Source organism: Ectopseudomonas chengduensis (assembly GCF_900102635.1).
In the GTDB taxonomy this organism is placed as follows: domain Bacteria; phylum Pseudomonadota; class Gammaproteobacteria; order Pseudomonadales; family Pseudomonadaceae; genus Aquipseudomonas; species Aquipseudomonas chengduensis.
Genome location: NZ_FMZQ01000014.1, coordinates 1 through 19,077, shown reverse-complemented (window position 1 = coordinate 19,077; position 19,077 = coordinate 1). Strand labels below are relative to the sequence as shown.

Annotated in this window: 20 protein-coding genes; 14 read left to right on the top strand and 6 right to left on the bottom strand. The window is 64.1% G+C overall.

Annotation, left to right across the window (positions count from 1 at the left end; all coding sequences use genetic code 11):
• Window positions 1-85: 85 nt before the first annotated feature.
• Entirely contained in the window at window positions 86-1,096 is a 1,011-nt protein-coding gene (locus tag BLS08_RS19855) for a DUF2804 domain-containing protein (RefSeq protein ID WP_055987529.1), read from the bottom strand.
• A 275-nt stretch (window positions 1,097-1,371) separates the two neighbouring features.
• Here BLS08_RS19855 and BLS08_RS19850 point away from each other — a divergent pair, with 275 nt between their 5' ends.
• From BLS08_RS19850 to BLS08_RS19830, 5 genes are all read left to right on the top strand, one after another.
• Window positions 1,372-1,869, top strand: a complete 498-nt coding sequence (locus BLS08_RS19850) for a DUF2059 domain-containing protein (RefSeq protein ID WP_017677514.1) — start codon at window positions 1,372-1,374, stop codon at window positions 1,867-1,869.
• An 11-nt stretch (window positions 1,870-1,880) separates the two neighbouring features.
• Window positions 1,881-2,174, top strand: coding sequence for a BolA family protein (locus BLS08_RS19845; RefSeq protein WP_021488656.1), 294 nt, complete (start codon window positions 1,881-1,883; stop codon window positions 2,172-2,174).
• A 314-nt stretch (window positions 2,175-2,488) separates the two neighbouring features.
• Window positions 2,489-3,427, top strand: a complete 939-nt coding sequence (trhO, locus tag BLS08_RS19840) for an oxygen-dependent tRNA uridine(34) hydroxylase TrhO (protein WP_021488657.1) — start codon at window positions 2,489-2,491, stop codon at window positions 3,425-3,427.
• A 3-nt stretch (window positions 3,428-3,430) separates the two neighbouring features.
• Window positions 3,431-4,063: a DsbA family protein gene (locus BLS08_RS19835; protein WP_055987531.1), complete on the top strand. Its 633-nt coding sequence runs from the start codon at window positions 3,431-3,433 to the stop codon at window positions 4,061-4,063.
• Window positions 4,056-5,837: an ABC transporter ATP-binding protein gene (locus BLS08_RS19830; RefSeq protein WP_021488659.1), complete on the top strand. Its 1,782-nt coding sequence runs from the start codon at window positions 4,056-4,058 to the stop codon at window positions 5,835-5,837. The genes BLS08_RS19835 and BLS08_RS19830 overlap by 8 nt, the downstream gene beginning before the upstream one ends.
• A 327-nt stretch (window positions 5,838-6,164) precedes the next feature.
• Here BLS08_RS19830 and BLS08_RS19825 read toward each other — a convergent pair whose 3' ends face one another.
• Window positions 6,165-7,028, bottom strand: coding sequence for a LysR family transcriptional regulator (locus BLS08_RS19825; protein WP_090337332.1), 864 nt, complete (start codon window positions 7,026-7,028; stop codon window positions 6,165-6,167).
• A 94-nt stretch (window positions 7,029-7,122) separates the two neighbouring features.
• Between BLS08_RS19825 and BLS08_RS19820 the strand changes: the two genes are divergently transcribed.
• From BLS08_RS19820 to BLS08_RS19785, 8 genes are all read left to right on the top strand, one after another.
• Window positions 7,123-7,860, top strand: a complete 738-nt coding sequence (locus BLS08_RS19820; RefSeq protein WP_090337331.1) for a CTP synthase C-terminal region-related (seleno)protein — start codon at window positions 7,123-7,125, stop codon at window positions 7,858-7,860.
• Entirely contained in the window at window positions 7,857-8,183 is a 327-nt protein-coding gene (locus BLS08_RS19815) for an antibiotic biosynthesis monooxygenase family protein (protein WP_017677507.1), read from the top strand. The genes BLS08_RS19820 and BLS08_RS19815 overlap by 4 nt, the downstream gene beginning before the upstream one ends.
• 224 nt (window positions 8,184-8,407) lie before the next feature.
• Window positions 8,408-9,502, top strand: a complete 1,095-nt coding sequence (gene hppD, locus BLS08_RS19810) for a 4-hydroxyphenylpyruvate dioxygenase (protein ID WP_090337330.1) — start codon at window positions 8,408-8,410, stop codon at window positions 9,500-9,502.
• 4 nt (window positions 9,503-9,506) lie between these two features.
• Entirely contained in the window at window positions 9,507-10,646 is a 1,140-nt protein-coding gene (locus BLS08_RS19805) for a homogentisate 1,2-dioxygenase (RefSeq protein WP_090337328.1), read from the top strand.
• Between the two features lie 83 nt (window positions 10,647-10,729).
• Window positions 10,730-11,716, top strand: coding sequence for a fumarylacetoacetate hydrolase family protein (locus BLS08_RS19800; protein WP_017677504.1), 987 nt, complete (start codon window positions 10,730-10,732; stop codon window positions 11,714-11,716).
• 97 nt (window positions 11,717-11,813) lie between these two features.
• Window positions 11,814-12,464, top strand: coding sequence for a maleylacetoacetate isomerase (gene maiA, locus BLS08_RS19795; protein ID WP_017677503.1), 651 nt, complete (start codon window positions 11,814-11,816; stop codon window positions 12,462-12,464).
• Window positions 12,465-12,554: 90 nt separating this feature from the next.
• Window positions 12,555-14,015 carry a sodium-dependent transporter gene (locus tag BLS08_RS19790; RefSeq protein ID WP_017677502.1) on the top strand — a complete coding sequence of 487 codons (1,461 nt, stop codon included), beginning with the start codon at window positions 12,555-12,557 and terminating at the stop codon, window positions 14,013-14,015.
• Window positions 14,016-14,304: 289 nt separating this feature from the next.
• Window positions 14,305-16,257 (top strand): methyl-accepting chemotaxis protein, encoded by a 1,953-nt coding sequence (locus BLS08_RS19785; protein ID WP_017677501.1) that lies wholly within the window; start codon window positions 14,305-14,307, stop codon window positions 16,255-16,257.
• A 144-nt stretch (window positions 16,258-16,401) separates the two neighbouring features.
• Here the strand turns inward: BLS08_RS19785 and BLS08_RS19780 are convergent, their stop codons facing one another.
• The gene (locus BLS08_RS19780) at window positions 16,402-16,818 is read right to left on the bottom strand and encodes a VOC family protein (RefSeq protein WP_017677500.1); all 417 of its coding nucleotides are present in this window, start codon (window positions 16,816-16,818) and stop codon (window positions 16,402-16,404) included.
• A gap of 61 nt (window positions 16,819-16,879) precedes the next feature.
• Here BLS08_RS19780 and BLS08_RS19775 point away from each other — a divergent pair, with 61 nt between their 5' ends.
• Complete coding sequence (locus tag BLS08_RS19775; RefSeq protein ID WP_017677499.1) at window positions 16,880-17,182, top strand: putative quinol monooxygenase; 303 nt, start codon at window positions 16,880-16,882, stop codon at window positions 17,180-17,182.
• A 48-nt stretch (window positions 17,183-17,230) separates the two neighbouring features.
• On the opposite strand, the gene tsaA is transcribed toward BLS08_RS19775, so the two are convergent.
• The 3 genes from tsaA to BLS08_RS19760 are packed head-to-tail and all read right to left on the bottom strand — an operon-like array spanning window position 17,231 to window position 18,906.
• On the bottom strand, window positions 17,231-17,935 hold the full coding sequence (gene tsaA, locus BLS08_RS19770; protein WP_017677498.1) for a tRNA (N6-threonylcarbamoyladenosine(37)-N6)-methyltransferase TrmO: 705 nt from the start codon (window positions 17,933-17,935) through the stop codon (window positions 17,231-17,233).
• Between the two features lie 10 nt (window positions 17,936-17,945).
• Entirely contained in the window at window positions 17,946-18,152 is a 207-nt protein-coding gene (locus BLS08_RS19765) for a hypothetical protein (RefSeq protein ID WP_017677497.1), read from the bottom strand.
• A 43-nt stretch (window positions 18,153-18,195) separates the two neighbouring features.
• Window positions 18,196-18,906 carry an RNA pseudouridine synthase gene (locus BLS08_RS19760; protein WP_017677496.1) on the bottom strand — a complete coding sequence of 237 codons (711 nt, stop codon included), beginning with the start codon at window positions 18,904-18,906 and terminating at the stop codon, window positions 18,196-18,198.
• Between the last annotated feature and the right edge of the window lie 171 nt (window positions 18,907-19,077).

Below are 19,077 nucleotides of genomic sequence, written 5' to 3'. Positions count from 1 at the left end.
AAGGTTGCTGGCAGTTTAGGTCGTGCCGCCGAAGACTGGTTCCACAACTTATCTATAAGGTTGATTGGAGCCTTTGAGCGGGCGACTACCAGCGGGCGTGGGTTTCACCCAGCCAGCCCAGCGCTCCGTCCACCGGTACGCGCTCGCCTTTAGGGCCGCGCAGCACGCCATCGTAATGACCGAAGCGCTGTACGGTGCTGGCGTGAAAGGGCCCGAGCTTGGGGCAGGCCTTGTGCAGTTGGCGGGGCGTGAAGCGCAGAGCCACGCAATCATCTTCGCTGTCCAGGCGCCAGGGGGCCAGTGGCGCCTGTGAACTGCGCTCGATATGCAGGGGGCTGTCGAGCAGTTGCACTTCACCGCCGAACCACAGGGAATTTTCCGACAGGCCGCTGTGATCGAGCCAGCCAGCACCGAAGTTGCCGGCGATGCCGCCCGCTGCAGCGAAGGCCGCGCGCTGCCAGTAAGTGTTCAGCGGCCAGACGCCGCGACCGAAGTCCAGTGCGGCGAAGCTCTGGCCCGGCACGCAGCTGTAATGCTGGCCGCCCAACTGCAGGCTGCCGGCGGTGGGCAGGCCGAGTTGCCGACTGGTGGCATGAAAGCCGCCATGTTGCAACGGCGCGACCAGATTGACCGATTGCAGATGGGCAGGACGCTGAATGTCCAGGGCCACCTGCAGGGGCTGGCCGCCTATATCCGGGGCGGCAGCGGTGAGGCGCAGGCGTCCGGGGTGCTCGTCGATGCGCAGTTGCAGGCGAGAGTGGCTGAAGGCGTGGCTCTCCAGCGGCAAGTCGGGCAGTTGGCAACCCAGAGCGAAGGGGCGGAACTGGGCATGGGCGACGGCCTGACCGGATTCCAGATCGAGAAAGTAGGCGGCGCCGTAGCCCAGGTAATCGAGATCGGCGAGGGTCAGCGAGAGCATCCACTGCGGAGTGGTGATGCACCAGTGATTCCAGCGCTTGCGCCGCCCGGCGTGACCATGCAGGGTACAGTCCACCTGCGGTCGATTGGACCAACCAATGGCCTCGTCCAGCAGTCGACCTTTGCTGTCGCAAAGCGGCTGGAGCGGAAGGGGCGCGTGTGAGGTGAGGCTGGTCATCGGGCACGTCCGTGTGTGTGCGCGGGCTGGCGATCAATTGCCGGCTCTTGAGGTGCGCACGCCTTGTTGAATAATGGGGAGGTCGCAAAGAATGCCGAGCCCAGCCGAGCATGAGCAAGTACTGGCATTTTGGCAACTGACCAGTGGGTGCGCCGGTCAACATGACGCGTGTGAGCCAGCGCACAACGCGCATCGCTTGAGGGATTTCCGCGCAGGGCACAAAATGCCGCCTTCGTAGTCTACCCAGACTCATTCACAACCTCTGGACGCTCTCCATGCTCCGTTTTTCCAAACTCTGCACCGCCGTTCTGCTCAGCGCGAGCGCATCCCTGGCCATGGCCGATGCTGCCAGTCACGCCGCCGATGCCGAGCGTTTTCTCAAGCTGGCCCACGCCGACAAGCTGACCGTGCCGGTGTACGGCCAGGTGCAGCAGATGTTCGCCCAGCGTTTCGCCGAGGCCCCGAACGGCAAGAAGGCGGTGCTTGAGAGTTATCAGGCCAAGGCCAACACCGCGCTGGACAAGGCCGTCGGCTGGGACAAGCTGAAGCCGGACATGGTCAAGCTCTACACCAGCAACTTCAACGAGCAGGAGCTCAAGGACCTGATCGCCTTCTACGAGTCGCCGCTGGGACAGAAGGTGCTGCAGAAGATGCCGACCCTGACCGCACAATCTGCACAGATCACCCAGAGCAAGCTGGAAACCGCCGTGCCTGAGGTGAACAAGCTGCTGGCCGACATGAGCAACGAGCTCGGCCTGCCGAAACAGCCCTGATGGAGCTCGAGATGTCCAAGCAAGACCTGATCGTCACCGCCCTGACGGCGCTGCAGCCCGAGTATCTCGATGTGCTGGATGAGAGCCATATGCACAGCCGCGGTCTGGAGACCCACTACAAGGCGGTGATCGTCAGCCCGGCGTTTGCCGGCCTGAATGCGGTCAAGCGACATCAGAAGGTCTATGCCACGGTCGGCGAGCTGATGGGGCAGATCCACGCGCTGGCGCTGCACACCTACACCCCGGAGGAGTGGGCGGCGCAGGGTGTGGCCCCGGCCTCGCCGACCTGCCGTGGCGGTCATTGATGTAGCCCAATCCGCGGCAGCGATCCTTTCCCGGATTGCATCCGGACTACGCGACAGGCTGTCGCGCCCTGTCGCCAACTTGCCCTGGCAATTCGCCGATTTGTTAGAATCCGCCCGCGCCGGCCCACGCCGGCGCTTTCGTTGAGATTCTCGATCTAGCGAGCTAGAGCCATGCAAGGCAAAAACAGGCGAGGAAGCGCAGTGTACTTTTGTACATGAGCATTCCAAGCCTGTTTTTAACGCAGCAGGGCCGACGCGCAGCTGATCGAGGGCCAGTCCGCCCTTTACGTGGGCGACTACTGAGAGAACTGTTCATGACCGACAAGATCGTCGTCGCGGCGTTGTATAAATTCGTCTCCCTGCCGGATTATCAGGCGCTGCGCGAACCCCTGCTGCAAACCCTGATCGATAACGACATCAAGGGCACCCTGTTGCTCGCCGAAGAGGGTATCAATGGCACCGTTTCCGGCACCCGCACCGCTATCGATGCGCTGCTCGCCTGGTTCCGCCTGGATGCCCGTCTGGCCGATATCGACCACAAGGAATCCTATTGCGATGAACAGCCGTTCTATCGCACCAAGGTCAAGCTGAAGAAAGAGATCGTTACCCTCGGCGTGCCCGGTGTCGACCCCAACCAGCGCGTCGGTACCTACGTTGAGCCGCAGGACTGGAACGCCCTGATCAGCGACCCAGAAGTGCTGCTGATCGATACCCGCAACGACTATGAGGTGGCCATCGGTACCTTCGAGGGCGCCATCGACCCCAAGACCAAGTCTTTCCGCGAGTTCCCCGAGTACATCAAGGCCCACTTCGACCCGAGCAAACACAAGAAGGTGGCGATGTTCTGCACCGGCGGTATCCGCTGCGAGAAGGCCTCCAGCTACATGCTCGGCGAGGGTTTCGAGGAGGTCTATCACCTCAAGGGCGGCATCCTCAAATATCTCGAGGAAGTACCGCAGGAGCAGACCAAGTGGCAGGGCGACTGCTTCGTCTTCGATAATCGTGTAACCGTGCGTCATGACCTGTCCGAGGGCGACTACGATCAGTGTCACGCCTGCCGCACGCCGATCTCCGTGGAAGACCGCCAGTCCGAGTTCTACAGCCCCGGCGTCAGCTGTCCACATTGCTGGGATTCGCTGCCGGAGAAAACCCGTGAGAGCGCCCGCGAGCGGCAGAAGCAGATCGAACTGGCGCGCCAGCGCAACCAGCCGCACCCGATTGGCCGCGACCCCCGCCAACTGAACGAGGCCTGACCCATGGCTAGCCGCCTGCTCTACGTGATGGACCCGATGTGCTCCTGGTGTTGGGGTTTCGCCCCGGTGGTCGAAGCACTGGCCGAGCAGGCTGCGGCCGCCGGCGTGCCGCTGCAGGTCGTGGTGGGTGGCCTGCGCCGCGATCAGGTGGCGATCGATGCGGCCGCGCGGGTGCGTTACCTGGGCTACTGGCAGGCGGTCAACGCCAGTACCGGGCAGCTGTTCGACTTCGAACGCGGGCTGCCCGAGGGGCTGGTGTACGACACCGAGCCAGCCTGCCGTGCGCTGGTCACCGCGCGCCAGCTCGATGCCGCAAGCGCCTGGACGCTGCTCAAGCTGGTTCAGCAAGCCTTCTACACCGAGGGTGCCGACGTCACCCAGGCCAGCGTGCTGGTGCAACTGGCCGAGCAGGCGGGCATCCCGCGCATCGAGTTCGCCGAGGCCTTCGACAGTCAGGCCATGCAGGAGGCGACTGCTGCCGACTTCACCTGGGTACAGGATCTGGGCATCGCCGGCTTCCCCACCTTGTTGGCGGAGCGCGACGGCCAGCTGGCGCTGCTGACCAACGGCTATCAACCGCTCGCGGTACTGGCGCCGCTGCTGGGCCGCTGGCTGGAGCGCGCTGCCAATGCCTGATCGGTTGAGCTGGGCAGAAATCCGTCGCCTGGCCCTGCATCACAAGAAAGCGCTGATCCTGGCCAATCTGGTCGCCGTGCTGGCGACCTTGTGCAGCGTGCCGATCCCGTTGCTGTTGCCGCTGCTGGTGGACGAAGTGCTGCTGCATGACGGAGACGCGGCGCTCAAGGTGATGGACAACTTCCTGCCTGCCGACTGGCAGACCGCAGCAGGCTACATCGGCCTGATGCTGCTGCTGACCTTGCTGCTGCGCAGCTCGGGGCTGATCTTCAACGTGTTGCAGGCGCGGCTGTTCGCCAGGTTGTCGAAGGACATTGTCTATCGCATCCGCATGCGTCTGATCGAGCGCCTCAAGCGCATCTCCCTCGGCGAGTACGAGAGCCTGGGTAGCGGCACCGTGACCACCCACCTGGTCACCGATCTGGACACCCTGGACAAGTTCGTCGGCGAGACCCTCAGCCGCTTTCTGGTGGCGGTGCTGACCCTGGTCGGCACCTCGGCCATCCTGATCTGGATGCACTGGCAACTGGCCTTGCTGATCCTGCTGTTCAACCCGCTGGTGATCTACGCCACCGTGCTGCTGGGCAAGAAGGTCAAGCACCTGAAGAAGCTGGAGAACGACAGCACGTCGCGTTTCACCCAGGCGCTGACCGAGACCCTGGAAGCCATTCAGGAAGTGCGCGCCGGCAACCGCCAGGGCTACTTCCTCGGCCGCCTCGGCGGGCGGGCGCGCGAGGTGCGCGACTATGCCGTTGCCTCGCAGTGGAAGAGCGATGCCTCCAACCGTGCCAGCGGCCTGCTGTTCCAGTTCGGTATCGACGTGTTCCGCGCGGCGGCGATGCTCACCGTGCTGTTTTCCGACCTGTCCATCGGCCAGATGCTCGCGGTGTTCAGCTACCTGTGGTTCATGATCGGCCCGGTGGAGCAGCTGCTCAGTCTGCAGTACGCGTTCTACGCTGCAGGCGGGGCGCTGACGCGGATCAACGAGCTGCTGGCACGCAAGGACGAGCCGCAGTACGACGGGCGCGTCGACCCTTTCAAGGGGCGCGACACGGTCGGTATCGAGGTGCGCGGGTTGACCTTCGGCTATGGCGAGGAGCCAGTGCTGGATCGTCTCGATCTGTCCATCGGCCCGGGTGAGAAGGTCGCCATCGTCGGCGCGTCCGGCGGTGGCAAAAGCACGCTGGTGCAGCTGCTGCTGGGCCTTTATACGCCACAGGCCGGCAGCATCCGCTTCGGCGGCAGCGCGCTGGAGGAGATCGGCCTGGACGGCGTGCGTGACAACGTCGCGGTGGTGTTGCAGCACCCGGCACTGTTCAACGACACGGTGCGTGCCAACCTGACCATGGGCCGCGAACGCAGCGACGAGGCTTGTTGGCAGGCGCTGCGTATCGCCCAGCTTCACGACACCATCGCGCAACTGCCGCAGGGTCTGGACAGCGTGGTCGGGCGCAGTGGTGTGCGGCTCTCTGGTGGGCAACGTCAGCGCCTGGCGATCGCGCGCATGGTGCTGGCCGAGCCGAAGGTGGTGATTCTCGACGAGGCCACCTCGGCGCTGGATGCGGCCACCGAGTACGCCTTGCATGAAGCGCTGGCGCAGTTCCTTGAAGGTCGCACCACGCTGATCATCGCCCACCGCCTCAGCGCGGTGAAACAGGCTGACCGCGTGCTGGTGTTCGATGGCGGCAGCGTCGCCGAGGATGGCGACCACCAGCAGCTGATCGCCGAAGGTGGCCTGTACGCCAAGCTCTACGGGCATTTGCAGCAGGGCTGAGGTGTCTATTCTTCGCGGCTGAAACTGCTCCTACGGGGGCAGTTAGGCATCTGTAATGTTGTAGGGCGGGTGCAACCCACCATAAATGAGTGGCGGGTTGCACCCGCCCTATGGATCTGAAGCCGCTTCTACGGGATAGGTAGGAGCGGCTGGGCGGCATTCCGCTTCAGCCGCGATGCTCTTTTGCGCAACCAATGTCCCCGGATTTCATCCGGGCTACACAGCTTCCTTGGCTGTCGCGGCTGAAGCCCCTCCCACAAGGTTGCGCCGCTGCAATGAACGGCTGCTCCCGTTCTGTGGGAGGCGCTTTAGCGGCGACGCTCTACCTCAGCCATGGCTCATCAGAGCCTCACTCAACTCCTCGAACAGTGTCTGCACCGAGCGCAAGGCCCGGCAATCCGGGCGGGTCAGCAACCAGAGTTCGGTGTCGCAGCCGGCCAGTGGCGGGCCGAGTGCCTTGAGTTCGGGGTGGGCGCGCAGCACGAAGTCGGGCAGGGCGGCGACACCCAGCCCGGCGCGGGCCAACTGCGCCACGGCGTACATGCTGCTGCAGCGGTAGCTGGGGGTGACGCCGGGCAACTCGCGCAGGCGCCAGAGTACCGTGGCGTGATCCGGCATCGCCTCGTCCGGGGCGATCCAGCTCTGCCGTGCCAGGTCGCTGCGATCCTGGCCATCATCGCGCGCGCAGACGAGGTAGTACACGCTGGCCAGGCGCCGCCCGACCAGATGCTCCGGCGGCTCGTTGGTCAGGCGCAGGGCCAGGTCGGCATCGCGCCGGCTGAGGTTGGCGAAGTCGTTGGAGGTCACCAGCTCCAGCGCCAGCGCCGGGTAACTGGGCATGAAACGCGCCATGGCCGGTAGCAGCAGGCTGCTCAATACTGCATCGGTGCAGGTCAGGCGCACCGTACCGCTGACTACCTGCTTGCCTAGCTCCAGCGCCACGCGTGCAGCATCCAGCGCCTGTTCGGCGCGCTCGGCCTGCTCGGCCAGGGCGCGGGCGGTTTCGCTGGGTTCGTAGCCGCGTCGGCTCTTTTCGAACAGCGCCACCCCTAGGGCGGCCTCCAGGCGGCGCACGGCGCGGAACACCGTGGACACGTCGACCTGCATCAGTTCTGCCGCGCGCGCCAGGGAGCGGCCACGCACCAGGGCGAGCACCAGGGAGAGGTCGGCATGGTCGATCTGATATTGCACAGCTGCAATCTCTGCTTGTCTATTCGCCAATTATTATTGCGCTAGCGCCATCTTATAGTGGCAGGGAGACCGCCATGCAAGAGGGGATAGGCGTATGTACAGCAAGTGTCGAGTCAAGGTCGCTCTGGTGGGTGACTACAATGCGGCGATTGCCGCGCACCGGGCCATTCCCGAGGCGCTGCGCCTGGCCAGCGAGGCACTGGGTGTGGCGGTCGAACATGACTGGCTGGCCACTGACAGTCTCGTCGATGACGCCACCCTGATGGCTTACGACGGCATCTGGTGCGTGCCGGGCAGTCCCTACGCCGCCACCGAAGGTGCGTTGCGCGCCATTCGTTTCGCGCGCGAGCGGGGCGTGCCGTTCCTGGGCACCTGTGGCGGCTTCCAGCACGCGCTGCTGGAGTACGCGCGCAACCGCCTGGGCTGGACCGATGCCGAACACGCCGAGCTGTCGCCGCAAGCGCAGAATCCTCTGATCGCGCCCCTGAGCTGCGCCTTGCTGGATGTCAGCGAGCACGTGCATCTGGTTTCCGGCTCGCGCATTGCCGAACTCTACGGCGTACGTGAGATCAGCGAGCAGTACCTGTGCCGCTATGGTCTCGTCGATGCCTTCGTCGAGCCGCTGATGGCCCAGGCGCTGAAGGCCTCCGGGCATGACCAGGCGGGCGCGGTGCGTGCCATCGAACTGGAGGACCATCCGTTCTTTATCGCCACCCTGTTCCAGCCCGAGCGCGCGGCGCTGGAAGGTCGCCTGCCGCCGGTCGTGGCCGGTCTGGTCGGCGCCTGTGCGGTGCAATCGGTACACGAAGCGCATCTGCAGGCAGCCGTGTGATCGCCGTTACGCCTGAGCCACCTTATTACGTGGTGATGTTTACCAGCCAGCGCACCGAGGTGGATGCCGGCTACGCCGAGGCGGCACAGCGCATGCTGGAACTGGCCGCCCAGCAGCCCGGTTTCCTCGGCGTGGAGTCGGCGCGCAGCGATGGCCTGGGCATTACCCTGTCCTACTGGCAGAGCGAGGAGGCCATTCGTGCCTGGCGCGAGCACGCCGAGCACCGCGTCGTGCGTGAGCAGGGGCGAGCCGATTGGTACGCTGCCTTCGCCACACGGGTGGCCAAGGTGGAGCGTGCCTACACCTTCTTGCGCTCCGACTGAGTGCTAGCGGCAAGCCGGCAGACCGCTCTGTAAGGTTTCTTTTACGGTAAGCGGGGCGCTGCCTGCGTTAGCTGCCTGGCGTAACGAAAATTTGCCGGCGTTGCGCTTGGCTGCTGTGTCGAAGTGTCGCAAGCCATCTTGAGAGCGGGTCTGCGCTCGGTTGTCATGAGGTTGTCCGCAACGCATTCGTGCGGCTGCCATAACAATGACAATCAGGAGGCGAAATGACCGCCGTGGCCAAGATCGAGCAGCACAACCCCATCGGAACCGACGGTTTCGAGTTCGTCGAATTCACCGCACCGAATGCCGAAGGCATCGAGCAACTGCGCCAGTTGTTCACCGCCATGGGTTTCACCGAGACCGCCAAGCACCGCTCGAAAGAGGTCTGGCTGTTCCAGCAGAACGACATCAACATCGTGCTCAACGGCAGCCCCACCGGCCACGTGCGCGCCTTCGGTGAGAAGCATGGCCCCAGCGCCTGCGCCATGGCCTTCCGGGTCAAGAACGCGGCCCAGGCCGCTGCTTACGTCGAGCAGCAGGGCGCCAAGCTGGTGGGCAGCCACGCCAACTTCGGCGAGCTGAACATTCCCTGCGTCGAGGGCATCGGCGGCTCGCTGCTGTATCTGGTTGACCGTTATTCCAACGAGAGCGGCGACAAGAGCATCTACGACGTCGACTTCGAGTACATCGAAGGCCGCAGCCCGAATGACAACGCCGTCGGCCTGCAGTGCATCGACCACCTGACCCACAACGTGCGTCGCGGGCAGATGGACGTCTGGTCCGGCTTCTACGAGCGTATCGCCAATTTTCGCGAGATCCGCTACTTCGATATCGAAGGCAAGCTCACCGGCCTGTTCTCCCGCGCGATGACCGCGCCCTGCGGCAAGATCCGCATTCCGATCAACGAGTCGGCCGATGACAAGTCGCAGATCGAGGAATTCATCCGCGAATACCACGGCGAAGGTATCCAGCACATCGCCCTGTCCACCGACGACATCTACGCCACCGTGCGCCAACTGCGCGCCAACGGCGTCGACTTCATGACCACCCCGGATACCTATTACGAGAAGGTCGACACCCGCGTCGCCGGCCATGGCGAGCCGACCGACGTACTGCGTGAACTGAACATTCTGATCGACGGAGCGCCGGGCGATGACGGCATCCTGCTGCAGATCTTCACCAACACGGTGATCGGCCCGATCTTCTTCGAGATCATCCAGCGCAAGGGCAATCAGGGCTTCGGCGAGGGCAACTTCAAGGCCTTGTTCGAGTCCATCGAGGAAGACCAGTTGCGTCGCGGTGTGATCTCCGAGGAGTGATGCCATGAGCCGCCAATGGATTCGCTTTCCCCTGCGTGAAGGCGAGTGCTCGCGTCAGGCGCATTGCGACCTGCCGCAGGGCACATACGAGCGCGAGATGGGCCGTGAGGGCTTCTTCGGCCCCACCGCGCACCTGCACCATAAGCATCCGCCCACCGGCTGGATCGACTGGCAAGGCCCGCTGCGTCCGCATGCGTTCAACTTCAACAACATTCCCAGCGAGCGCGACTGCCCGCTGGCGGCGCCGCTGACGCTGCACAACGCCGACGTCAAGCTGCGCGTCTGGCGCACCCACGGCGCCATGCGCCATCTGGTGCGCAACGCCGATGGTGACGAGTTGCTGTTCGTCCATGAAGGCAGTGGGCATTTCTACTGCGACTTCGGCCATCTGCAGTACCGCGACGGCGACTACCTGCTGATCCCCCGTGGCACCGCCTGGCGCATCGAGGCCAGCACACCGAGCTACTTCCTGCTGATCGAGAACACCGACGGCGCCTATCAGTTGCCGGACAAGGGCCTGCTCGGCCCGCAGGCGATCTTCGACCTGGCGGTGCTGGAGCACCCGCATATCGACGACGCCTTCAAGGCGCAGCAGGACGAGAACACCTGGCAGATCCGCATCAAGCGGCGCGGCCAGATCAGCACCGTGACCTACCCCTACAACCCGCTGGACGTGGTCGGCTGGCACGGTGACAACACCGTGGTACGCCTTAACTGGCGCGATATTCGCCCGTTGATCAGCCATCGCTACCACCTGCCGCCGTCGGTACACACCACCTTCGTCGCCAACGGTTTCGTGATCTGCACCTTCACCCCGCGACCGGTGGAATCCGACCCCGGCGCGCTCAAGGTGCCGTTCTTCCACAACAACGACGATTACGACGAAGTGCTGTTCTACCACCGCGGCAACTTCTTCAGCCGCGACAACATCGAGCAGGGCATGGTCACTCTGCACCCCTGCGGTTTCCCCCATGGGCCGCACCCCAAGGCGCTGAAGAAGAGTCAGGAGGATCCGGCCACCTTCATCGACGAGGTGGCGGTGATGATCGACACCCGTCGTGCCCTGGAAGTGGCCGATGCCGCCAGTGCGGTGGATGTCGCCGAGTACGTCAATTCCTGGCGCGCGCCGGGTACACAAGGTTGAACCTGTAGGAGCCGGCTTGCCGGCGATCAGCGATCCCCGGATCGCCGGCAAGCCGGCTCCTACGCCAAGAACGGAAATCGCATATGAAACTCGCATCACTCAATCAAGGCCGCGACGGCGTGCTGATCGTGGTTTCCCGCGATCTGACCCGCGCCGTGCTCGCGCCGCAGATCGCCATCACCCTGCAGGCCGCGCTGGACGACTGGGCTGTCGCCCGGCCCAAGCTGGAGGCGGTCTATCAGCGTCTCAACGACGGCTTGGAAGAGGGCGCCTTCGCCTTCGATCAGGCCGCCTGTCACAGCCCGCTGCCGCGTGCCTACCATTGGGCCGATGGCAGCGCCTACGTCAATCATGTCGAACTGGTGCGCAAGGCGCGTGGCGCCGAGATGCCGGAATCCTTCTGGCACGACCCGCTGATGTACCAGGGTGGTGCCGATGCTTTCATCCCACCGCACAGCCCGATCCGCCTGGCCGACGAAGCCTGGGGCATCGACCTGGAAGCGGAGCTGGCGGTGATCACCGACGACGTGCCGATGGGCGCCACGCCGGCCGAAGCGGCCGGCCATATCCGCCTGCTGATGCTGGTCAACGACGTGTCGCTGCGCAACCTGATCCCCGGCGAGCTGGCCAAGGGCTTCGGTTTCTACCAGAGCAAGCCGTCGTCGAGCTTTTCTCCGGTGGCCATCACCCCGGACGAGCTGGGCGAAAGCTGGAAGGACGGCAAGGTGCATCGGCCGCTGGTCTCGCATATCAACGGCGCGCTGTTCGGCCAGCCGGATGCCGGCGTGGACATGACCTTCAACTTCCCGACCCTGGTCGCCCACGCCGCCAAGACCCGTCCGCTGGGCGCCGGTACCATCATCGGTTCGGGCACCGTGTCCAACTACGATCGCAGCGCGGGCTCGAGCTGCCTGGCGGAAAAACGCATGCTGGAAATCGTCGAGCAGGGCGAGGCGAAGACGCCGTTCCTCAAGTTCGGCGACCAGGTGCGTATCGAGATGTTCGACGCCGCCGGCCAGAGCATCTTCGGCGCCATCGATCAGGTGGTGGAAAAGTACGACGCTCGCTGATCGGTAGGAGCGGCTTTAGCCGCGATGTTGTTGGCACGTTCAAGATCTATCGCGGCTGAAGCCGCTCCTACAGTTTGCGTTTCGCGAGGAATCCGCAATGTTGAAGCTCTATGGCTACTGGCGCTCCAGTGCCGCCTACCGCGTGCGCATCGCCCTGAACCTCAAGCGCCTGGCCTTTGATTCGGTGCCGGTGCATCTGGTTCGCGGCGGGGGTGAGCAGCACGCGGCCGAGTACCGTGCGCTGAACCCGCAGGGTTTGCTGCCGTTGCTGGTGGACGAGGAAAACGGCGGCGTACGCATCGCCCAGTCGCTGGCGATCATCGAATACCTCGAAGAAATCTTCCCGGTACCGGCGCTGCTGCCGGCCGACCCGGCCGAGCGCGCGCAGGTGCGGGCGCTGGCGCTGCATCTCGCCTGCGACGTGCACCCACTGAACAACCTGCGTGTGCTGCAGTACCTGAGCAATGAACTGGGCGTTGCCGACGAAGCCAAGAACGCCTGGTACCGGCACTGGGTCGCGTTGGGCCTGGCGGCAGTGGAGGACGGCCTGGCGCCGTTCGACGGGCGCCTGTCGCTCGGCGAGCGGCCGGGATATCTGGAGGCCTGCCTGATTCCGCAGCTGTATAATGCGCGGCGTTTTAACTGTGACCTTGCCGCGTACCCACGCATTGTCGCCATGGCGGCGCGCTGTGAACCCCTGGAGGCCTTCCAACTGGCCGCGCCGGAGGCACAAGCCGACGCCCAGTGACACTTCGGCTTCAACCCAAGCCTTGCATTCCGCTGCGCCACAAGCGCGGCGGGTCCGATTCCGTCACAGATAAAAACAAACAGGTGACGCATGACCCGTGAAAAACCGAAGAACCTCTGGCTCTCGCGCTGGGGTTTCATCCTCGCTGCAACCGGCTCGGCCGTCGGCCTGGGCAATATCTGGAAATTCCCCTACATCACCGGCGAATACGGCGGCGGCGCCTTCGTGCTGATGTACCTGGCGTGCATCCTGGCCATCGGCATTCCGGTGATGATGACCGAGATCGCCATCGGCCGCCGTGGTCGCGGCAGCCCCATCGACGCCATCGGCCGCGTGGTACGCGAGAACGGCGGCAACCCGCTGTGGAAGGCGGTTGGCGGCATGGCCATGCTCGCCGGTTTCATGATCTTGTGCTTCTACGTGGTCGTCGCCGGCTGGGCCTTCGCCTATACGTGGAAGATGCTCGACGGCTCCCTGGCCGCCACCAGCGTCGAAGCACTGGGTGGGGTGTTCGAGACGCATAACGCCAATCCCTGGCAACTCGGCGGCTGGAGCGTGCTGGTGGCGCTGCTGACCCTGTGGATCGTCGCCAAGGGCGTGCAGAAAGGCATCGAAAACGCGGTGCGCTGGATGATGCCGGGCCTGGCCCTGATGCTCATCGCGCTGGTCGGCTATGCGTTCACCAGTGGCAGTTTCAGCGCAGGCTTCGGCTTCCTCTTCCACTTCGATGCCTCGAAGATCACCGGCGAAGCACTGTTGGCGGCACTGGGTCACGCCTTCTTCACCCTCAGCCTGGCCTCGGGCGCCATTCTCACCTACGGCTCCTACATCCCGGACGGTCAATCCATCGCGCGGACCACCTTCATCGTCGCACTCTGCGATACCTGCGTGGCGCTGCTGGCCGGTCTGGCGATCTTCCCGATCATCTTCGCCAACGGCATGAGCCCCAGCGCCGGGCCGGGGCTGATCTTCATGAGTCTGCCGCTGGCCTTCCAGCAGATGCCATTCGGCACCGCGTTCGGCGTCTTGTTCTTTGCCATGGTATCGATCGCCGCGCTGACCTCGGCGATCTCGATGATCGAGGCCAGCGTGGCCTACCTGAACGAAAAGCACGGTATCAGCCGCCTGCGCGCTGCCATCGGGGCCGGCGCGGTACTGCTGGTGATCAGCCTGCTGGCGATGCTGTCGTTCAACCTGCTGGCGGGCTGGACGCCGCTGGGCAAGAACTTCTTCGACTGGCTGGACTACCTCACTTCGCGCTGGATGATGCCGCTGGGCGGTATTTTCATGGTGCTGCTGGCAGGTTATGCGCTGCGCGGCGAAATCATGCGTGACGAGCTGGGCCTGCCTCCTGCGGGCTACGCGCTCTGGTTGTTCATGGTGCGCTACGTCAGCCCGGTGCTGATCATGGTGGTGTTCCTGCATGCACTGGGCTGGCTGATGTTCGACCCAATCGCGCAGTGGTACTGGATTGCCGGCGCCATCGGTCTGCTGGCGGTGGCCGGCGAAGTGCTGCGGCCACGAGTGATGCCGGTACTGACTGGCCGCTGAGTCGTTGATCACAGGTCGAGGCGCAGCTCTGTGAGGGGCTGCGCCTTTTTTATCGGCGAAAAATCGCCAGTAAATCGGCGCCAATAAGCGGATAGTTGCCGAGCATGGCCAGGTGTCTGCTTTTCAGGGGCTATGCTTAACAAAACCACTTGGCGAATTGCCAGTACTCAAGCTGGGCGCCTTTGCTGCCGATATATGGGGTTCGATTTGGCACAGCAGTTGCGTTGCCTTCCGACCAGGCCGCGTTCATGAGACGTGGCTTTATAAGAAGAACCTGGAGTTGTCCCCTATGTTTGAACCTGCCGCACGCCTATTCGCCAACCTTGCCGTCGGCAAGAAGTTATTCATCGGCTTCGGTCTGGTATTGCTGCTCACTGCAGCCATGACCGGCAGCGGCTTTCTCGCTGTACAGGCGGTGCTGCAAGGACATGCCCAGGTCGGCCAGTTGGCACAGGTCAACCAGGAGATTCTTCAGGCGCGTCGCCTGGAGCGCAGCTTCGCCATCGAGCAGACCCCGCAGAGTGCCGAGCTCGTGCGGGCCAGTTTGCTCAAGGTGCAGACACTGCTGGAAAAGCTCGCCCAGGACAGTTCTGGCGCCAGCTCGCGCAATCAGACCATGCAGCAGGCCGTGGCCGAGTACCTCAAGCAGTTCGATAACTATGTCGAGCAGCAGAACAAGGCGCGCGAAGCGCGGCAGGACATGCGCAGCGCCGCTGCCGAGGCGCGCGACCAGTTCGAGGTGATCGAGCTAGACATGTACGACGCGGTACGTGAACTGCGTCTGCAGGGCGACCGCCTGCGCGGCAGCGATCCGCTGACCCTGGCGGAAACCGCATCCGGTCTGAGCAAACGCATGCTCGATCTGCGTGGCCATGAAAGCCTGTACATCATCGACGGTTCGGCTGAGGCGCTGGAGGAATGGGAATACGTCAGCGAAGACCTGCAAACCGTGGCTCGCAGCCTGATGGTATGGCTCAACGACGACCAGAAAGGCGCCATTGACACCGCGCTGCAGGCGCTGACCTTCTACCAGCGTTCCTTCCTCTATTACCAGCAACTGCGCGAGCAGAACCTGGCCACTGAGAACGCCATGATCGAACGTGCGCGCTCGGTGGTGGACCTGGCCGAAGCGGCCCAGGCGGCGGCCGAGCAGAGCATGCTCGACGACAGCCAGCGCTCGCTGGTGATGCTCGGCATCATGGGTGCGGCCGCAGTGGTGCTGGGCCTGTGCGCGGCGTTGCTGATCACCCGCTTGATCGTCGCACCGCTGCGCCAGACCGTGGCATTCGCCCAACGCATCGCCGCAGGCGATCTCAGCCAGAACATCCCGCAGGATCGCCGCGACGAAGTGGGCCAGTTGCTGGCCGCCATGCAGGACATGACCCTTAGCCTGCGCACCCTGGTCGGACGCATTGGTGGGGGTGTCGGGCAGATCGCGGCGGCTGCCGAGCAATTGTCGGCGATCACCGCGCAGACCAGCGCCGGGGTGCAGACACAGAAGCTGGAAACCGAGCAGACCGCCACCGCCATGCACCAGATGGCTGCGACCGTGCAGGAAGTGGCACAGAACGCCGAGCAGGCCTCGCTGGCGGCGCGTGATGCGGATCTGGAAGCGCAGCAGGGTAATCGCGTGGTGCAGCAGGCGGTGGATCAGATCGACAGTCTGGCCAGCGAAGTGGAGCAGTCCGCCAAGGCCATCGCCGACCTGAATCAGGAAAGCGCGCGTATCGGCAGTGTGCTGGAAGTGATTCGCAACGTCGCCGAGCAGACCAACCTGCTGGCGCTCAACGCCGCCATCGAGGCGGCGCGTGCAGGTGAGCAGGGCCGTGGTTTCGCCGTGGTCGCCGACGAAGTACGCGCGCTGGCCAAGCGTGCCCAGGACAGCACCGAAGAGATCGAGAGCCTGATCGCCGGCCTGCAGCGCATGGCCAAGGGCGCCGTGCAGCAGATGGACAGCAGCCGCGACCTGACCCGCCGCACCGTCGAACTGGCGGGCGAGGCTGGTGACGCGTTGGGGCGCATCACCCAGGCGGTGAGTACCATCGAGCAGATGAACCAGCAGATCGCCGCCGCTGCCGAGGAGCAGAGCGCTGTGGCCGAGGCGATCAACGAGAGCGTCACCCGTGTGCGCGATATCGGTGAGCAGAGCGCTACCGCCACGGAACAGACTGCGGCCTCCAGCGCCGAGCTGGCGCGTTTGGGCGTCGAGCTGCAGGAGTTGGTGCGACAGTTCCGCACCTGATTCGGGCGAGCCGGGACGCCGGCCGCGGGCGGGCGTAGGGCGGACTCAGGAGCGTCAGCGAACAGTCCGCCGTCTTCGGTGCGGCAAAAGTCCTAACGGCGTACTGCTTCGCGAGTACGCCCTACAGCGCTCGCTCCCACATGTTCAGGTTCGGGCTGGACTGAAGCGCTGGCCCGAGATCGCAGGATGATAGAGCGGCTGGACCTTGTTGCCGGCTGGGTCCAGCAGGTGAAAGCTGCGCGCACCGTCGCCATGGTCGAAGGGCCGATCCAGTAGCGTCACCCCTTGTGCCTTGAGGTACTGGTACCAGGCGTCCAGCTCCTCGACGCTGTCGACGATGAAACCGTAGTGATCCACCAGCGCCACGCCGTGGCTCTCGGCATAAGCGCGGCCGAGCGACAGGTTGTCGTTGCCGCAGGTCAGGTAGACCAGGTCCTCGTTGGCGCGGTGCAGCAACTGCATGCCTAGCACGTCCACGTAGAAACGCTCGCACTCTTCCAGGTTGGGTACCAGCAGGGCCAGATGGCGTAGGCCATTGAGGCGCGATGGGCGTTCGAGCATCTTTTTACACTCCAATATGTATACAATTATTTTTCAAATATAAAACATAATGGAGGTTGCCGTGTACGTGCTATTGCTCAAGACCCAACTCAAGCCCGGCAGTTTCGGGGCGTTCATGGATGCCATGCGTGTCAATGCCGCCGCTTCGGTGCGCGATGAGCCGGGCTGCCTGACCTTCGACGTGATGCGTGACCGCAGTGATCCCGACCTGGTGTGGCTGTACGAGGTGTACGTCGACGAGGCGGCTTTCGAGGCGCATACGCGAACCGCGCATTTCCTCGCCAGCCGGCCGCTGGTGGAACCACTGATCGAGCGTCAGGAGGCTATCGAAGCCGATATGCTGGCTCTCAATCCATCGCGCTGAAGTGAGGCTGCCCGTTGCACCACTGGCCGTTCCGAAGGCTTGGCTCGGTCAGGCCGTGCCCTGTGCCATCTGCATATCCAGCACCCGGATATGCCCTGGCTCGGGATAGTGCCAGTGCACGTCCAGATCCCAGAAGCGCGCACCATAGCGGCGCTCCGGCTGCGGCTGCTGGTAGGCCGGGCGCGGATCCTGCGCCAGGCACTGCTCGATCAGCTCGACCAAGGGCTCACTCAGACGCAGCGCGTGTTGGCGCGCCAGGCGTAGCGCGTCATCCTGCCAGTCCACTGTAATCAGGGGGGGCGGTGCATCTGCCATATCGTTGCGCGCGTCGGCCACAGAATCGGCGTACGGCACGTAAGGCTTGATATCCAGTACCGGCGTACCGTCGAGCAGGTCGATGCCGGACAGGTGCAGGCGGCCTGGTTCCACTCGTTCCAGGCGTACCACGGACTGGCCGATGCCGTTGGGGCGATGGGTGGCGCGGGTGCTGAACACGCCTACCGCCTGGTTACCGCCCAGGCGCGGCGGGCGCACTTTCAGGCGCGGCTTGTCTTCCAGCGCCTGGTGAAAGAGAAACAGCAACCAGACATGGCTGACCTGTTCCAGGCCCTGCACGGCTTCGCCCTGATCGAAGGGGGGCAGCAGTTCCAGCACGCCGCGCGCGGCGGGCGCCAGGTGCGGCTGGCGAGGAATGGCGAATTTTTCCTTGAAGCAGGAGCGAACGATACCGACCGGAGAAACCAGATGCTGCATGGCGTCCTGCTTAGCGTCTGTTGACGGGAGCGTCGTGTGCCACGCGGCAGCCAGCATCGCGGAATGGGCCGGTGAAACGAATCCAGCCTTCACCAGGGCTGACCTGAGCGCAGGTCAGGTGGCCATCGATCTTGCTCTGCCAGAGAAAGAATGGTGCCGGCGCGGCGAAGCTGGGCAGGCTCAGGGCGAGCAGTGCGGTGAGCAGTAGGGTACGCATGATGGTGGTCTCCAGGGCGTGACGGACACAGCCTAACACGACCTCAGAAGCGTTCCTTATCGCCCAGATAGCGCCATTGCCCGACCGGCAACTTGGTCATGGGTACGCCGCCGATGCGGATGCGCTTCATGCCCAGCACCTTCAGGCCCAGCGCCGTACATATCTGCCGCAGCAGGTCAGGGGCCGGATTCTTCAGCGCGAAGCGCAGGCGCTGTTCGCTCTGCCAGCTGGCCTTGCACGGCGGGAACTGCGTGCCCTTGTGCAGCCAGCCTTTCTTCAGGCGCTCCAATGCGCTGGCGGGCACTTCGCCGGCTACTTCGACCAGGTATTCCTGCTCCAGCTTGGCGGCATCCTCGCGCAGCTTGCGTTGCGTTCGCCAGTCCTGGCTGAGCACTATCAGGCCGCTGGCACCGGTCTGCAGTGGCAGGCTCTGCTCCTGGCGCAGGAAGTGGCCATGCAGGACGCGTTGGGCGTGCGGGTCCTCTTCCCAGTGTCGTTCGCGCACCAGCAAGTGCTGCAACTGTGCGGCGTTGCAGCCAGTCGAGCCATGCACCAGCAGGGTGACGGGCTCCACGGGGTCAAGGCGGGCATCGGGGTGCAATTCGACGCGCTGATCCTCGACCTTGAACTGCGGCGCTTCGACCACTTGGCCGTCCACCGTCACCCAGCCCCCTGCGATGTAAAGATCGGCTTCACGGCGCGAGCAACCGAACAGTTCGATGACGCGTTTGGACAGACGGGTGGCTTCGCTCATGACTGGGCTCGACAAAAAGAAGGTCATTGTACCGGCAAGAAGCTGTGGTGCCGGGAAAGAAAAAGCCCCGCAGCATCAGACTGTGTGAAAACCTAGCAGTCTGAGAGCAAGCTGAAGACAATGCCTCCATCAGTCGATGGGGGCATTGTCGTTTATGGGCTACATCCAGGG

Bases quoted from the DNA above. Each gene is read 5' to 3' on its own strand.
- trhO (WP_021488657.1), top strand. From the start codon at position 2,489: ATGACCGACAAGATCGTCGTCGCGGCGTTGTATAAATTCGTCTCCCTG.
- BLS08_RS19780 (WP_017677500.1), bottom strand. From the start codon at position 16,818: ATGCTCGAACGCCCATCGCGCCTCAATGGCCTACGCCATCTGGCCCTG.
- BLS08_RS19760 (WP_017677496.1), bottom strand. From the start codon at position 18,906: ATGAGCGAAGCCACCCGTCTGTCCAAACGCGTCATCGAACTGTTCGGT.
- BLS08_RS19855 (WP_055987529.1), bottom strand. From the start codon at position 1,096: ATGACCAGCCTCACCTCACACGCGCCCCTTCCGCTCCAGCCGCTTTGC.
- BLS08_RS19800 (WP_017677504.1), top strand. From the start codon at position 10,730: ATGAAACTCGCATCACTCAATCAAGGCCGCGACGGCGTGCTGATCGTG.
- hppD (WP_090337330.1), top strand. From the start codon at position 8,408: ATGACCGCCGTGGCCAAGATCGAGCAGCACAACCCCATCGGAACCGAC.
- BLS08_RS19845 (WP_021488656.1), top strand. From the start codon at position 1,881: ATGTCCAAGCAAGACCTGATCGTCACCGCCCTGACGGCGCTGCAGCCC.
- BLS08_RS19765 (WP_017677497.1), bottom strand. From the start codon at position 18,152: ATGCGTACCCTACTGCTCACCGCACTGCTCGCCCTGAGCCTGCCCAGC.
- BLS08_RS19820 (WP_090337331.1), top strand. From the start codon at position 7,123: ATGTACAGCAAGTGTCGAGTCAAGGTCGCTCTGGTGGGTGACTACAAT.
- BLS08_RS19835 (WP_055987531.1), top strand. From the start codon at position 3,431: ATGGCTAGCCGCCTGCTCTACGTGATGGACCCGATGTGCTCCTGGTGT.
- BLS08_RS19830 (WP_021488659.1), top strand. From the start codon at position 4,056: ATGCCTGATCGGTTGAGCTGGGCAGAAATCCGTCGCCTGGCCCTGCAT.
- BLS08_RS19850 (WP_017677514.1), top strand. From the start codon at position 1,372: ATGCTCCGTTTTTCCAAACTCTGCACCGCCGTTCTGCTCAGCGCGAGC.
- maiA (WP_017677503.1), top strand. From the start codon at position 11,814: ATGTTGAAGCTCTATGGCTACTGGCGCTCCAGTGCCGCCTACCGCGTG.
- tsaA (WP_017677498.1), bottom strand. From the start codon at position 17,935: ATGCAGCATCTGGTTTCTCCGGTCGGTATCGTTCGCTCCTGCTTCAAG.
- BLS08_RS19805 (WP_090337328.1), top strand. From the start codon at position 9,507: ATGAGCCGCCAATGGATTCGCTTTCCCCTGCGTGAAGGCGAGTGCTCG.
- BLS08_RS19790 (WP_017677502.1), top strand. From the start codon at position 12,555: ATGACCCGTGAAAAACCGAAGAACCTCTGGCTCTCGCGCTGGGGTTTC.
- BLS08_RS19785 (WP_017677501.1), top strand. From the start codon at position 14,305: ATGTTTGAACCTGCCGCACGCCTATTCGCCAACCTTGCCGTCGGCAAG.